Origin of the sequence: Streptomyces rhizosphaerihabitans (assembly GCF_025399795.1) — a bacterium.
Taxonomy (GTDB): domain Bacteria; phylum Actinomycetota; class Actinomycetes; order Streptomycetales; family Streptomycetaceae; genus Streptomyces; species Streptomyces rhizosphaerihabitans.
Map to the genome: position 1 here is coordinate 22,908 of NZ_JAODTZ010000067.1, position 14,805 is coordinate 37,712.

General features: G+C 68.4%; 11 protein-coding genes and 3 pseudogenes. 4 read left to right on the top strand and 10 right to left on the bottom strand.

The features are described 5' to 3' along the window. Positions 1–169 precede the first annotated feature (169 nt). From N4G66_RS39955 to N4G66_RS45770, 7 genes and pseudogenes are all read right to left on the bottom strand, one after another. Positions 170–502 (bottom strand): helix-turn-helix domain-containing protein, encoded by a 333-nt coding sequence (locus tag N4G66_RS39955; RefSeq protein WP_261709214.1) that lies wholly within the window; start codon positions 500–502, stop codon positions 170–172. Between the two features lie 1,407 nt (positions 503–1,909). Beyond that, positions 1,910–4,384: an ATP-binding protein gene (locus N4G66_RS39960; protein WP_261709215.1), complete on the bottom strand. Its 2,475-nt coding sequence runs from the start codon at positions 4,382–4,384 to the stop codon at positions 1,910–1,912. A 75-nt stretch (positions 4,385–4,459) separates the two neighbouring features. After that, positions 4,460–5,242, bottom strand: a complete 783-nt coding sequence (locus N4G66_RS39965; protein WP_261709216.1) for an intradiol ring-cleavage dioxygenase — start codon at positions 5,240–5,242, stop codon at positions 4,460–4,462. Between the two features lie 453 nt (positions 5,243–5,695). Beyond that, on the bottom strand, positions 5,696–6,079 hold the full coding sequence (locus N4G66_RS39975; RefSeq protein WP_261709226.1) for a hypothetical protein: 384 nt from the start codon (positions 6,077–6,079) through the stop codon (positions 5,696–5,698). Between the two features lie 27 nt (positions 6,080–6,106). Next, positions 6,107–6,499 (bottom strand): hypothetical protein, encoded by a 393-nt coding sequence (locus N4G66_RS39980; RefSeq protein WP_261709227.1) that lies wholly within the window; start codon positions 6,497–6,499, stop codon positions 6,107–6,109. Between the two features lie 47 nt (positions 6,500–6,546). Further along, on the bottom strand, positions 6,547–7,038 hold the full coding sequence (locus tag N4G66_RS39985) for a hypothetical protein (RefSeq protein ID WP_261709217.1): 492 nt from the start codon (positions 7,036–7,038) through the stop codon (positions 6,547–6,549). Between the two features lie 265 nt (positions 7,039–7,303). Continuing rightward, a pseudogene (locus N4G66_RS45770) lies at positions 7,304–7,411 on the bottom strand (universal stress protein); the annotation flags it as partial. Positions 7,412–7,524: 113 nt separating this feature from the next. Between N4G66_RS45770 and N4G66_RS46115 the strand changes: the two are divergent. The 4 genes and pseudogenes from N4G66_RS46115 to N4G66_RS40010 form a co-directional block, all read left to right on the top strand. After that, positions 7,525–7,659, top strand: a pseudogene (locus N4G66_RS46115) (rhodanese-like domain-containing protein); the annotation flags it as partial. A 194-nt stretch (positions 7,660–7,853) separates the two neighbouring features. After that, complete coding sequence (locus tag N4G66_RS40000; protein ID WP_261709219.1) at positions 7,854–8,459, top strand: class I SAM-dependent methyltransferase; 606 nt, start codon at positions 7,854–7,856, stop codon at positions 8,457–8,459. A gap of 631 nt (positions 8,460–9,090) precedes the next feature. Beyond that, complete coding sequence (locus N4G66_RS40005; RefSeq protein ID WP_261709220.1) at positions 9,091–9,396, top strand: carbohydrate-binding module family 20 domain-containing protein; 306 nt, start codon at positions 9,091–9,093, stop codon at positions 9,394–9,396. A gap of 168 nt (positions 9,397–9,564) precedes the next feature. Beyond that, the gene (locus N4G66_RS40010; RefSeq protein WP_261709221.1) at positions 9,565–12,123 is read left to right on the top strand and encodes a pullulanase X25 domain-containing protein; all 2,559 of its coding nucleotides are present in this window, start codon (positions 9,565–9,567) and stop codon (positions 12,121–12,123) included. A 690-nt stretch (positions 12,124–12,813) separates the two neighbouring features. On the opposite strand, the gene N4G66_RS40015 is transcribed toward N4G66_RS40010, so the two are convergent. The 3 genes and pseudogenes from N4G66_RS40015 to N4G66_RS40025 form a co-directional block, all read right to left on the bottom strand. Then, complete coding sequence (locus N4G66_RS40015) at positions 12,814–13,296, bottom strand: DUF6924 domain-containing protein (protein WP_261709222.1); 483 nt, start codon at positions 13,294–13,296, stop codon at positions 12,814–12,816. Positions 13,297–13,417: 121 nt separating this feature from the next. Beyond that, a complete protein-coding gene (locus N4G66_RS40020) occupies positions 13,418–13,861 on the bottom strand; it encodes a hypothetical protein (protein WP_261709223.1) in 444 nt (147 codons plus the stop codon). Continuing rightward, positions 13,858–14,704, bottom strand: a pseudogene (locus tag N4G66_RS40025) (IS5 family transposase). Before N4G66_RS40025 ends, N4G66_RS40020 begins: the two are co-directional and overlap by 4 nt. Positions 14,705–14,805 lie beyond the last annotated feature (101 nt).

The window sequence follows — 14,805 nt, forward strand, 5'->3', positions numbered from 1 at the left end:
CAGGCAGGCGCATCAACCACCGGAGTGCGCAGGGCGTCGGGCGTGGTGCCGGGGCCGGGGCCGGGAGTGTCGTCCGTGTGCCGGCGGCTGAGTGTCTTCGGCGATCATGCGCTCGTATTCTTGAAATCGGCGGAAGAGTGCGGTCCGGTGCGTCGCCGCGGACCGCGGGTCAGGTGCCGGCCGTGTGCCGGGACGCGGTGCGGCGGTGTTCGGCGTTGATGCCTTGGGCTTCTTCGAGCTGGTCTTCGAGGATGATGATGCGGCAGGCGGCCTCGATGGGGGTCCCGTGGTCGACGAGTTCGCGGGCGCGGGCGGCGATGCGCAGCTGGTAGCGGGAGTAGCGGCGGTGCCCGCCTTCGGAGCGCAGCGGGGTGATCAGGCGGGCTTCGCCGATGGCGCGGAGGAAGCCCTGGGTGGTGCCGAGCATCTCGGCGGCCCGGCCCATGGTGTAGGCGGGGTAGTCGTCGTCGTCGAGTCGGCCGTACGAGTCGTCTGCTGTCATCGCACCTCTCTGCGGAACGCGTGGAGGGGCCCTGGCGCCATTGGCGCCAGGGCCCGAAGGAACTGTTACACCATCTGCCGGGCCTGGTACTGCACCGGCCTTCTATGTCCACACCAGCTCATGGGGGATGAGGGTGGGTGCGGGGATCGCGGTTGCTCGACCGGAGACCACCTCACTATCGATGTCCTGCGGTACCCGGACTCAAAACTTCCGTCCGGGCGATCCTGATGGCGCTCAACTCCTCCATTCTTCCCTGGGTGATCAATTACTTACCGAGCGGGTACTGCGTACTGCTGGTGATGCGAACTGCTCGGTGGCCTGTGACAGCGCCACTTTCCGGCAGCCAGCCCCGTCGCCCGTCCTGCGTCTGCTCTGGCTTGGAACCCCACTGCCGAACTTCCCGGTGCGCGCGTCCGCAGCCGACGCCTTCACCGAGGTGCTGCTCACTGACTCCATTGCTGCGAACTGCACTTACCGGTACTGCCGCTGCATCAACTGCGGTCCCGCTCACGGCGGCCCCTGATCACTGCGGGCCGCCCGGTCCGGTCGTCAGTCCCGTCGCCGTCCTGCAACAACCCTGGCTTCGAAACTCCACCACCGCACCGTCCTGCCCACTGCAACTGCGGTACTGCTGCCCGGCAGTTCGTGTCTGCCAAGCCCTGCCGTCTCTCTGGGCTACGGGAGAAACCATAACCACGCGATCACCCAATGTCTACTCCAGCCAGCACAGATTTCCGCGTGTCCGACGGCGAGGTATCGACCTCGAGCGGCAATGGAGGGCGACACCAGATAGAGCATTCACAGGTTGAGGAAGGCAGAGCGGGCCAACCGGAGACCGGTCGGCGTACGTGTGGCGCGGATGTCGGGGTCTCGTTTGACCGCGCCCCCAGAGCCGGGCCCGAGGGATGTCATGGCTACCCGCCCGTTGGGGCCCGTGGTGTTTTCGGCGGGTCGTCATGGCAAGGCGGCCGACGGGGAATGGCTGCGCTGCTAGCGGATACCCGGGTTCCTGGTGGCCTTCTGCGCCTGGACGGGGCGGCTCGGTTCTCGCTCGGCACGTCGCACGTGCTTGGTTCTCGCAACGCGCGGCGTCCAGCTTTCCCGATCGGGCGGGCGGTCTTTCGCCCTGGCGGCGAAACCCCGTTCTTTGCCCTGCTCCGCAGGAGTCCGATTCTCCCCCGCAAGCGGGAGGTACCCCCACCCCGGCCTGAAGCCCGGGTCATCCTCGGAGGAATCCGGTGAAGTAGTACATCGAGCAGCAGAACCGGCCGCTCTGACATGGGCCAGGTCAACACTGCGGATCCGTGCTGACATCCGAGGTCAGAGCAGTCTCAGATTCGCTTCACCACCGGGCCGAAGCCCGGTGCACTGCGAATGGTCCCGGTAGCGGGCGACGCTCTCGCGTCGTCAGCCATCGTCCTTGCTTCGTGTGGCCGCCCACACAGCGATCCGAGTGCGTGAGCGCAGGCCCAGTTTGTCGCGGATCTTGTCCAGGTGCGTGGCGACGGTATGCGCCGAAAGACCCAGCTGCTCGGCGATCTGGCGGTTGGTCAGGCCCTCGGCGACGAGCTCAGCGACCATGAACTCCCGGCCCGTGAGCGGGAACTGGTCCACGACGACCGCCGTGGCGTAAGACGCCGAGCGAGGGTTGCCGCTTCCCCTCCGCAGGGCGTATGCGACGAGCCGGTCCCCGCGCAGCCGACGTCCGCCGCTGACGGCCGCGTCCTGCGCAGCTGCCGACAGCCCTGCCCGCGCACGAGCCGCCGTCAGTTCCACTCGCTGGCGCCATGGGTCCTCCGGCTCGGTGTCCAGCCGGCGGCGTGCATGTGCGCTCGCCTCGTACAAGCGCAGAGCTCGCCGCAAGTCACCGCGCTCGGCGGCCACGAGGGCCAGGCCCTCGACCGGGTACAGCGCGTGGAAGCTTGCTTCCGGGACGATGCGGAGCACCTCGCCGAACAGTTCCTCGGCGTTGTCCAGACGGCCCAGGGACAGCCGTACGGCGCCGGCGGTGTGCAGGGCGGCGGCAGCCCGGCTCCAGTGAGCCTGCTCCCTGAGCACCGGAAGGCAACGAGCCATGAGCAAGTCGGCCTCGGCCTCCGCGCCCGCCTGGAGCAGAGCCCAGGCCAGGTGATGGGTGCACCATGCGGTGTCCTCTCGTCGGCCGAGAGCACAGACGATACGCAGGCAATCGCGCAGGTCCGCGACGGCGGCGGCGAATTCACCGCGGCACAGCCGTGCTGCCGCCCGCGCGTCCAGGGCATTGGCGAGACCGGCGGGGTGGTCGCGCGTGCTTTCCTGGCGTACCGCCTGCTCACCAAGGCGTAGTGCTCCGGCCAGGTCGGTCTGCTGACAGGCGACACGGGTGGCGAGTGCCGCCACCGCACCGTCGAGGGCAGGCCCGGCAGGCAGCCGCAGAAGTTTGTCCAGTAGCGAGCGGGCAGCCGAAGGCTGTTCATGCTGGTAGTACACGCGGGCCAGTTCCAGGGCCAGCCGGTCGCGCGAAGCGCCACCGCCGCCTCCGGTGTCGGCCAAGGCCGCCGCGAGATTGTCCCGTTCGCCGGTGAGCGGCCCAACAGCCTGGTCGGCGAACACCTCGCCATCGGCCCGTTCCGTGAGGCTGTTCAGCCAGTCGAGGGACTGCCGCCGTACGGCGTCCAGCTCGCCCGACGCGATCAGGTGCTCCATGGCGCAGGCGCGAACGGCGCTCAGCTGCCGGAACCGCGCGGGATGTGCGTTGTCCGGCAGCCGTACGATCAGCGACTTGGCCTCAAGTGCGCACAGGATGCCGAGAACTTGTCGTGGGGCGACGGTGCCGCCGGCGCAGACTGCCTCTGCGGCCCCCGCGTCGAATCCCCCGACGAGCACCGCGAGACGCCGGAAGACCGCCTGTTCCGTCGGCTCGAGCAGTCGATGGCTCCAGGCGATCGCGGCAGTCAGTCCGGTGTGACGACGGGGACCTGTCCGGCTTCCGTCGGTCAAGAGCGACAGCTGGAACAGCCGGTCGTTCAGTCCGGCAAGGATGTCGTCCAGTGGAAGCGTGCCGACGCGCCGCGCCGCGAGCTCGATGCCGAGCGTCAGACCGTCCAGCTGACGGCATATCTCTGCGACAGTCGCACCGTTGCCACGCCCGAGGGTGAAGCCAGGCACACAGCCGGCGGCACGTTCGACAAACAAGCGGACGGCATCCGAGCGCAGGAGGGCGTCAGGGTCGCCCCCGGTGCTTGTCGGCGGCAGAGACAGCTCGCCAACCCGGAACACGGTCTCTCCGGGAACCCGCAGCGCCTCCCGGCTGGTGGCCAGGATCCGCAACCGGGGGCAGTGGCTCAGCAGGGTCGCGGCCAGCCGAGCGCACGGCTCCGCCAGATGTTCGCAGTTGTCCAGGATCAGCAGCCGGGAGGTGTTGCCGATCGCACGGACCAGAGCGTCGGTGCCGGGCCGCCCCGCTCGCTCGCCCACGCCCAGCGCGCTGGCCACGGACTGCGCGAGCGGAGCGTCGTCGTGCAGCGACTCGAGTTCAATCAGGTCCACCCGCGCGTAGCGCTCAGGCAGCCCTTTGGCGAACTCCAGCGCCAGCCGCGTCTTGCCGACGCCACCGGCACCGGTCAGCGTGAGCAAGCGCGACGTCCTCAGCAGGGTGCGCAGGACGGAGAGTTCCTGCCGTCGCCCCACGAAGGAGTCGAGCGCTTGCGGCAGCCCGCGACCCGAGCCCGGAGGGGAGGCATCCGGTGCGGTTGGCCGTTCCCTTCCGGAGCCTTTGTGCATCGAGCGTTGTCTGAACGCCCGTTGCCGGCACGCACTGGAGCAATACCGAGCCGGCCGACCGCCGTGCGGTCCGGCGGTCAGCGCCGCTCCGCATAACTCACATGTCCTGTGCCGGGTCATCCCCGGTTCCTGGCCGCGGGCTTCCTGGGCGAAACCTTCCGGTCTCATCGGCTCGGCCGCCCTCGGGAGGGTGCGTCAGGGCGTTGCGGCGGGATTGACACCGAGTATCACGGTGCCGGTTACTCCCTTGCCGAGGTCGCTGCTCGCCTGGGTGATGCTCAGCAGGGTCGAGGACCCGCCGTTGCGGTATATGCCGTCCCTTGCGTTGAGGGTGCGGGTGGCCGTGTTGTTCCGGTACGGGGTCAAGGCGGCGATCTTGGTGTTGTACGTCTCGGGGAAGTAGAGCTGGCCCGTGTGGGATACGTGGCCTCCGTGGTACGTCCCGTTGGACACGGTTCCGCCAGCATGGGTTTTGACGTGGATGTGGAGTGCGCGGCCGACGTACCAGCCGGGATAGACGGTGGTGAATTCCGCGACGCCGGCGGAGTCGGTCAGCTGCACGCCTCGCAGGAATGTGGTGTCCGGTGTTGAGCCGCCCGCGGCGTAGCCGGAGTAGACACCGAGCGCGTCGCAATGCCAGATATCGACCGCCGTGTTGGGCAACGGGAAGCAGGTCGCGATGTCGACGACCGTCACGCGGAGGGTGAGTGGGACGCCCGCCTTGCCCTCGGTGATGTTCTTGCGGACCGTTTCGAGGTCCAGATAGTAGGGGCCTTCGGTCTGCTCGGGTGTCAGGACGCAGGCAGCGGCCGGTCCGGCGGCGGCCTGGGGCCTGTTGCCCGGGTCTGCGGCTGCTGCGCGCGAAGCCGGGATTCCGAGAGCGGCCACGCCGAGGGCTGCGCCGCCCAGGGTGGTGAGGATGGATCTGCGGGTGGCGTCGGCCGGCTCCGCGGGGTCGTGGTGGGGGGTTTCAGTCATGCCGCCACGATGACCCGTGCAACGGTTTACCGGATCGGTCGGACGACCGATGAATCGGGCGCGTTACGAAACCCACCGCGTCGCCCGGACCTGCCCGGATGCCGGGGGCAGCCGGGCCCTGCTGCCCCCGGCACGGTCGACTTCGTAGCCAGGGTCCGCGACGAGGCCAGGTGCTGACCGGTCTCGCCCGGCACCGCATCACCACCACCAGGCAGCTGCGCCGAATGCTGTCACCGGCGCGCGATGATGCTGCCGGCCTCAGCCGGTGGGAACTGCGTGCCGGTGACCGCGCAGCCGGTGCAGGCCGACGAGGACGCCGTCCGGGATGCGATCCACCGGTCCAACGAGTCGACCTGGACTGCCCGGACCCCAAGAACTCCTAACAAAATGATCTTTGCTCATCCGGCCTTGGAGTGCCGCGCCGACCTTGCCCTCTCTGTCGCCGTCGCCCTGTCAGGTCGCGGGCAGCGATGGCAGGGGCCGGGTGGCGAGCTCTTGTGCTTCGGCGCGCGTCATGCCGAACATGCACAGGAGACGGGAGGCCAGTTGGTCGGTGACGCGCTCGGCATCGAGGTCGGGGCTGGTCTCCAGGAGGTGGAGCACGCCGAGCAGGGCGCCGTCGGCCATGGCGACCGCGGTGCGTACGTCGTCGATGTCCAGCCGTCCGTTGTCGGCGGCCACCTGCAGGTCCCGCATCGCTTGCGGGGCCTGGCCGCTGTCGGAGGTCAGGTAGGCCATGCCGGTGCGCACGAGGATTCTGGCGATTTGCGGGTGGGTGCGCTGCAGGCGGCCGGTCAGACGGACGCTGGCGGCGAAGATCTCCGCCGGGTCCTTCAACCGGCTGATTCTGTGGAATCTGTTTCGTCAAGCAGAGTCGTTGCGGCCGAAGGTGATGTTGACGTCGTGCCATGCGGGAAGGCTGGCAATGTATTGAAGGGCGTTCTCGCAGGCGTCGGCCTGAGCGGCGTGACCGCCCCGGTCGATGCTGGTCATCGCGAGCATCAGGCCCAGGATATGGAGGTCCGGATCGCCACCTGAGTCCCCGGTTGCGAGGGCGTCGAGGACTTCGCGCAGGGTCTGGGTGTAGTCGATCTCCCGACCGGTGACCGGGGCACGGACTGCGACATCAGCCAGGTCGGCCAAGATCTGCTGAGGAACGACCTGCCGCCCATCCCGTAGCGGCCAAGGGGTCGTCGACGCTGCTTCAACCAGCCCCCGAGCGTGCTCGGCGAAGTCGGAGTCTTGCGGGTGCTCCATCGTGCCCTCCTGGTCTCGCCCTGAATCATTCTGTGAGATCGGCGATGTCAAGCCGTGTGCTTGTGCATCACGTCGAGGTAGTGCCGGTCGCGGTGCGGCACGTGATTGTCCCGCCCGGGCAGGCTGAAGACCGCGCAGACGTCAGCGGGCTGGGTGAGGATGCTCGACTGCTCGCCGAAGGTGAGAGTGCTGTTGACCGCATGCCGGCAGCCGGCGCCGTCGAGGGCGGCGATCAGCTCCTCGCGGAGGACGGTGGCCTCGGACGACTCGGAATCAGGCAGGACGAGCGGCGGAAGTTTGGCGGTAGAACCGGGCCAGAGGTTGATCCAGATTCCACTGACGGCCCGCTGAGTGACCACCAGCTGCAACCCGTCCCAGGAGTAGGGGTAGCCGTCGATATCGGGCCCCTTCAGTCGGTGGGCCGGGTGCGGGCGCCCCGGGCCGAGAAGGTCTTCAGCCTCAGCCAGGGACATTCCGCAGCTCAGGGGGCCGATCCGACCGGTGTGGGAGAAGTCGACGAGTACGTCCATCAGGGTCACGACAGTGACTGTGGCACTCTCCCGAGCCGTTTCGCACCTCGATATCAGCGTGGTGTCGCGCTTGCGCCGCCTTGCCGGACGGCGACGAGTGGCAGGAGGCGTGCAGTGGCCGGCACGTGAAATTCGCGTGGTGTCGGGCCCGCGGATGTCGGCGAGGCGGTCGAGCAGGCGGTCCAGTGCTTCCTGGCCGTCGTCGACGGCCGCGCGTTCGTCGTCGGTGAGTGGGATCGCGGCGGCCATTCTCTGCAAGTTGTCCTTGCCGCTCCTCGGCTCGTATGACGGCGACCGGGCATTGCGCGTGGTGCAGCAGTGCCTGGCCGACCGAGCCGAGCAGCAGGCCCGTGAAGCCGCCACGGCCGCGGGCGCCGACCACTCGTCCACGACGCCATCCTCAATCGCAAGGAGCACGGCCTGTTCGACGCGACCGCCGCGCCCCGGCCGCTGTCGGTCGAGGAGTTCATACGGCGGCGCGCGGCGGGAGCGGTCGTGGTCGACGCCCGTTCGCCGCAGGACTTCGCGCCCGGCCATCTGCGCGGCTCGGTCAACGTGCCTGCGGACGGCCGCTTCGCCGAGCAGGCCGGCATGGTCGTCACGCCGGAGCAGGATGTCGTCGTCATCGCGCCGCAGGACCGCGAGGAGGAGGTCGTCACCCGGCTGGCCCGCATCGGGTTCGCCAAGGTCGGCGGATACCTGCGCGAACCCGAGGGCGCCTTCCTCACCCTGTCCCGAGAACACGGAGGACGGCGAGGCGGACCCGCAGGAAGACGCCGGTGCGGACGAGGATTGTGCTCACGCGGAGGAACGAGGTGCACGAGATGGACTCAGCGGGTTGGGACGAGCGGTACCGCGGCAGCGAACTGGTGTGGAAGGCGGAACCCAACCGGTTCGTCGAGGAGGAGTTGTCCGACCTGGAACCGACCGGGCGGGCGGTTGACATCGCCGCCGGTGAAGGGCGCAACGCGGTCTGGCTGGCAGAACGGGGCTGGGATGTGGACGCCGTCGACTTCTCCGCCGTGGCACTGGAGAAGGCCGAGCGACTGGCCGCCGACCGAGGTGTGCGCCTGCACGCCGTCCGCGCCGATCTGACTGCCTGGGCCCCTGACGAGGCGATCTACGACCTGGCACTGTTCGCCTATCTCCATCTCCCGTGGACCGCGATGGCCCAGGTACTGCTCCGGGCCGCTACCGGCGTACGCGAGGGCGGAACCTTGCTGCTCGTCGGCCACGACGCGACCAATCCCGAGCGAGGTCACGGCGGCCCACAGGATGCGCGTGTGCTGTACGCCGTCGAGCAGGTGGCCGACATCTGGCGGCCGTACGCCGACATCCTGCGGGCCGAGACGGTCACCCGTCCGGTGATCGACGCCGACGGCAACAACCATGCGGCTGTCGACGGCCTCGTCCGGGCCGTGCGCCGTTGACGTCGTCCCGTGGAGATCAGGCGCATCGGTCGGCGTGCCAGGCGCATGGAGCATGCCGGGTGCGTGCGGGACGCGGATGTCCAGGCTTCCCCTCGAAGCTCGGGGTGCGGTGCAGCGACAGCAAGCTGAAATAGGTTGTAGAAACTTGCAGCAAATTCTTCCATGAGTCTTGTCGACTCCTCCGCGCGGTGGCACTCTCTTCCCCGCGCGGTGCGGCGCTCCCGGGTCGGGTCCCGGTGTCGCGGCAACCGTCGCCGCGGACGGTCCCACCCACAGCACTGCCCTGCCCTGCCCCCGGAGCCGCACATGCATCTCACCCTCCACACGCCCGCAGCTCCCAGATCCCAGATCCCAGAGACTGCAGGCCACCCCCGCCTCCACCGCCCTCCTCGCTGCCGTCACGCCGCTCGCCCTGGTCGGCGGCAGCACGCCCGTAGTGGCCTCGCCGCCCGGCAAGGGCAACGACGTCTTCGCCAACCTGTTCCGGTGGAACCGGAACTCCGTCGCGTCCGTGCACCTGACCGGTCGTGACCGTCGACGCGAACGGCAACGCAACCGTCGCCGTCGCGCCCGAGGACGCGGTCGCCGTTGCCGTCGCCTTCGACGTCAACAGCCCTTGCACGGGCAGCAGTTGCGGCCAGACGGGCAGGTCTCCGTCGCCCTCGACGAGTACCCCGACACCTACTACGGCCAGAACGTGGACGTGGTCGGCTCCATCGCGGCGCCGGGCAACAGGAACACCGCCGCGGTGGTCCCACTCTCGGCCGCCGGCTACCCAACCTGGTCGACCGCGCTGACCTTGCCGTCCAACTCGAGCTTCGCCTACAGACACCTCAAGAAGAACCCGGACGGAACGATCACCTGGCAGAGCGACCCCAACCGCTCCTGCACCACCCCCGCCTCCGGAGCCGTCACCCACAACGACTCCTGGCGCTGACACCGGCCGGCCACTCCAGGTCCCCGGGGACCCGTCGGCTCCCCCGCCGCTCGCGTCCCCACCCCCGCGCTCCGACTCCACCCCACCCCGCCCGAGGACGGTAGGTACGGACAGCAGGCCGCTGCGTGTACCTGTCGGCCCTCGGCATGCCCGGAGGCACTCCCCTTCATGAGCCGCAGACCACACCCCCGCGCCGGAACGCGCAGAGCCGCCGTCCTCGGCGTGTCCGCCGTCCTGCTGAGCGCCGGCACCGTCTCCCTCTCCTCCTTCCCCGCCAGCGCCGCCGCGCCGAGCGCGGTCACCCTGGCCGGAACCTTCGACAGCGAGATCGGCTGCTCCGCCGACTGGCAGCCGGACTGCCCGCAGGCCCAGATGTCCCCGCGGGCCGACGGCACCTGGACCGCCTCGTTCAACGTCCCGGGCGGCAGCTACAACTACAAGATCGCGATCAACGACAGCTGGACCGAGAACTACGGCGCGGGTGGCGTGGCGGGCGGCTCGAACATCTCGATGACCGTCCCCGCAGGCGGCGAGGTCGTCGACTTCGTCTACGACCCCAACACTCACCTGGTCACCGACGACTCCGCCCGACCCGCCGTCACGGCGGCCGGTGACTACCAGTCCGAGCTCGGCTGCAACGCGGACTGGTCCGCCACCTGCGCCACGACGCAGATGACCGACCCCGACGGCGACGGCGTCTACTCCTACAGCACCACCGCGATCCCGGCCGGCAGCTGGAACACCAAGGTGACCCTGGGCCAGTCCTGGACCGTGAACTACGGCGCGGGCGGCACGGCGAACGGCGCCAACATCGCCTTCGACGTGCCCTCGGCCGGGGCGACCACCACCTTCTCCTACAACTCGGCGACCCACTGGATCACCGTCGTGAGCAACGGCGGCAGCACGTCCTCGCTGAACACCCTCGGCGCGCTGTACACCCCGGCCGGCACCACCTTCCGGCTCTGGTCGCCGGACAGCTCCAACATCAGCGTCAGCGTCGGCGGCAGCAGCCACCCGCTCAGCCCTACGACCCTCAGCGGCTACACGAACGTCTACCAGACCGTCGTGAGCGGGGACCTGAAGGATCAGACGTACCAGTTCTACGTCGGCGGTGTGGCCGTCCCCGACCCCTACGCCCAGATGACCACCCCCGGCACCACCCAGGGCGTGGTCGTCGACACCGCCGCAGTGACGCCCACCGGCGGCAGCTGGGCGGCGCGCCCGGCCCTGACGAACCGTGAGGACGCGGTCGTCTACGAGCTGAGCGTCCACGACTTCACCATCGACGCGAGCTCCGGCGTCGACGCGGCCAAGCGCGGCAAGTTCCTCGGCCTGGTGCAGACCGGGACGACGGACAACGGCGCGAAGACGGGCATCGACCACCTGAAGGAGCTGGGCGTCACCGCCGTCCAGATCATGCCCTCGTTCGACTTCGGCAGCACCGTGCCCAACTGGGGCTACGACCCGGTGGACTACAACGTTCCCGAGGAGCAGTTCTCGCAGTTCGCGGCGCCGGAGGACCGGATCCGCGAGTTCAAGGACATGGTCAACGTGTTCCACAAGAACGGCATCCGCGTCGTCATGGACGTCGTCTACAACCACACCTTCAGCAAGAGCGTCTTCGGCAACATCACCGGCAAGTACTACACGTCGACCGACCTGTCCGGCACTGGCAACTCGATCGACGACGGCAACCCGATGGTCGGCCACATGATCCAGGACTCCCTGGAGCACTGGGTCCGTGACTACAACGTCGACGGCTTCCGCTTCGACCTGGTCGGCGTCCACTACACCAACAACGTCAACACCTGGGCCAACTACCTCAACACCGCCTACGCCGGTCGCACGCTGATGATGTACGGGGAGCCCTGGAACGGCGGCGCGAGCGACCCGCAGGAACCGCAGAAGGTCCGCTACGGCAACCTCCCCGCCCTCGCGCCCGCACACTTCGGCGTCTTCAACGGCGTCTACCGCGACGCGATCCGCGGCGGCACGGACACGAACACCATGGGCTACATGGGCGGCGCCGGCAACGCCGCGGCCATCGCCTTCGGCATGCGCGGATCACCCACGGACGCCAACAGCACCGCCCCGGTCTCCAACCTGTGGACCCCGGCCTTCGCCGAGGACCCCGAGCAGACCATGAACTACGCCTCGATCCACGACAACCTGAACCTCTACGACAAGATCACGTACTCCGGCGCGACCGGCGGAGCCACCGGAACAGCCGGCCGCATCGACCGGTTCGCCGTCGGTATGGTCCTCACCTCCGAGGGCGTCCCGATCATCGCCGAGGGCGACGAGTTCCTCCGCTCCAAGGTCGTGAGCGGCGACTACCCGACCGCGATGAACTCCTACGCCGCCTCCGACGCCGTCAACGCGATCCACTGGGGCGACAAGACCGCCAACGCCAACATCTTCAGCTACTACAAGGACGCCATCGCGCTCCGCAAGGCCGGCTCGGCCCTGCGCCTCACCACCTGGGGCGCGGTGCACAACCAGGTGTCCGCGACCATCGACGGCTCGGTGGTGATCGGCCGCTTCAGCTCGAACCCCGCCGCGCCCACGACCTACGACACCGTCGTCGTCGACAACCCCACCGGCAGCACCTACAACGTGACGCTGCCGCCGGGGACCTGGACGAAGGTACTCGACACCACCGGCGCCGTCGCCGCGAGCGACAACGCCTGCGCGAGCCTGGCGGTGACGGTCTTCAAGAAGAACTGACAACACTGCGGGTCTCGAACAGTACGGTCAGACCGACAGTCGAGAGGCACCCATCGGGGTGCCTCTCGACTCGGACACCGCAGTGAGAGCCACCAGCGGTGCGACGACCCAGATGCCGTCGACACCGGCTGAACGCACGACCCGTCCCGCTGGTGGCGCTGCCGGCAGGTCACCACCTTCGCTTCGGACGTCGACAATCAGAACGGCTGGTCCCGGCCACAATCGTCGCCGAGAAGCTGCAACCGGATCCGGACCCGGTCTCGTTCACCTCCCCCGGGCGTCGTCCACCCTCCACCAACACCTGCTGCAGCACAGGGCGGAGCGTCGCCGATTTCGATGCAAACCGTGCTGCGACGCCGGACCGTCGCGCGTGAGCCAGCCGGGCCCACCCTCACTCGGGTGTCGGAACCGAACGGGCCGCCACGGGGCGGTGAACTCCACCGCCCGACCGCACGGAACAGGACTGTTCCGTTGCCCTTGTTCGCACCCGAGCCGATGCCCGCGCCGTCGCAATCGGCCGGGACCGGGGCACGACCGGAGCCGCCATCGCCCGACACCTGTGCCCCGGTCGGCTTGCCTGGATCGGGTGGGTACGCCACAGCACCGACGAACATTTTGAACACTCTGAGAGGACGGTTCGTGACTTGATATCCGTTTTCCGGATTAAGGCCGGGGGCGTGGGTGAGCGCTTCAGCGGGCAAAGCCTCGGAAGACGCCCTCGGGATCATTCCTGGCCGCGTCCGCGAAATCGCCGAAGTCCAAGTTGGCGATCATCAGGTTCGCGTTCATCTCGTGGATCCCGTACGGCATCACGCGGAACGCACCGCCGTACGCCTCGAACTCCTCGTCGCTTTCGCACTGATCCCTGGTCAGCAGGGACAATGCCAGCAACGTGACAGGGGTCTCCTGCATAGAGACGCGGTCGGCGAGGTAGACAACGCCGAGGTCCTCTCCGTGCGCGGATACCTCGGAGAGAGCCTGAGTGGGCGTCATTTCTGCCCACTGCGGATCGTCGACCACGTGAACGTATGGCTCGACGTCGTCGTCCTCGCCCCAGGTCGTCATCAGATCCGCTTTCACGGCCGACCATGCTTGCTCATCCTCATAGTCGGTCCTGATGATCAGCGCGGCCTCCTTGTCACGCCCCGACGGCCACTCAATACGGTCACTCATGCCGCTCTCCAAACTCATCCGCGCAGGTCAGTGCCCATGCCTTCGGCGTGCACGTTACGCGAGGGCACTGACACAGCTGTCGACGCTGCAGTTGGCGAGGCCCGCCAACTGCAGCGCGCGGTCACCCCGGGCAGGGCTGCCGGTTGCGGTGCTCGGTTGACTGCTGCTTCCTGGCGAAGCTGCCGGTGTCAACTTCGGTGAGGATGCCGAGCGTGACCAGGCGTTTCAGCTTGGCCCGCGTGCCTTCGATGGTCTTCGGCAACGGTTCGTGATCAAGGGCCTTGCAGATGTCGCGGGCCCGGAGGGGGCCGGTGGCCTCGTTGAAGCCGACGAGGATGCGGGGGTAGTCCGGGTGCTCGGGCAGATCCGGCACGGTGACCTGGGTGGGGATCCGGTCGGCAAGAGCAGTGACGGTCTTCCGGGTGATCGCGAGGTGTTCGAGGTGGGTTTCGGCCTCCCGCAGTCGGGCCTGCAATTCCGCGGCCTGGGTGCGGAGTTCGTCGGTCAGGGTCCGGGCCGCGTCTTCCTGGAGATCCAGTGCTTCGAGCAGGGGCTGGATGTTCATGCGGTCACGGCCTGTGGGTCGCGCCAGGTGGGGGTGGTCGTGCCGGTGAGCCGGCGGGTCATGGTGTGGGTCATCGCCCAGTAGATGCGGGAGGCGGAGGAGGCCGGATGGCGTTCGTAGTGGCGGACCAGGCGCCGGTGCAGTATCAGGATCCCGTAGGTCTGCTCGACCCTCCAGCGGATGGGTTGCGGGACGAATCCTTTGTCCTGCGGGTTGCGTTCAACGATCTCGACGTCGATGCCCATGCCGGTGCCGTGTTGGGTGACTGCTTCTTGAAGCCTGGTCGACGAGCGCCTTGCGGACGGTGCCGCCGGTGTGTTCGGCGACCTGGTCCAGCAGGGTGATACCCGCGGCGTTGTCGTGGGTGCTGGCGGCGAGCACGATGACGGCGATGACCAGGCCCAGGACGTCCACGGCGAGTGCCCGCTTGCGGCCTGGCACCCGTTTCCCGGCGTCCCGGCCGGTCGTGGTGGCGGGGACCCCGGCGGCGACGTGGACACTTTGCGTGTCCAGCACCACCAGAGCCGGGTCCTCTAACCGGCGGGCTTTCTCCCTGACCTGGCAGCGCAGGAGTTCATGGATGACCTGGTCGGTCCCGTCATCGCGCCACGCGGTGAAGTAGTAGTACGTCGCGCTCTTCGGCGGCAGGTCGTGCGGGAGGTAGGCCCACTGGCAGCCGGTCCGGCCCTGGTAGAAGATCGCGTTCACGATCTCCCGCATCGCGTAGGCGCCCTGGTGACCGCTGACCGAACGGTGCCGGTCTTTCCACGCCGTGATCACCGGCTCGATCAACGACCACTGCTCGTCCGACAAGTCGCTCGGGTACGGCTTGCGTTCACTCACCCCACCACCCCAGCAGGCTAACGCCCACGGGCCAGCAGATTCCGCCCCCACCCACACCATCAGGTGATGGCAGAACGACTCAAAGACTCACAAACCGCCCT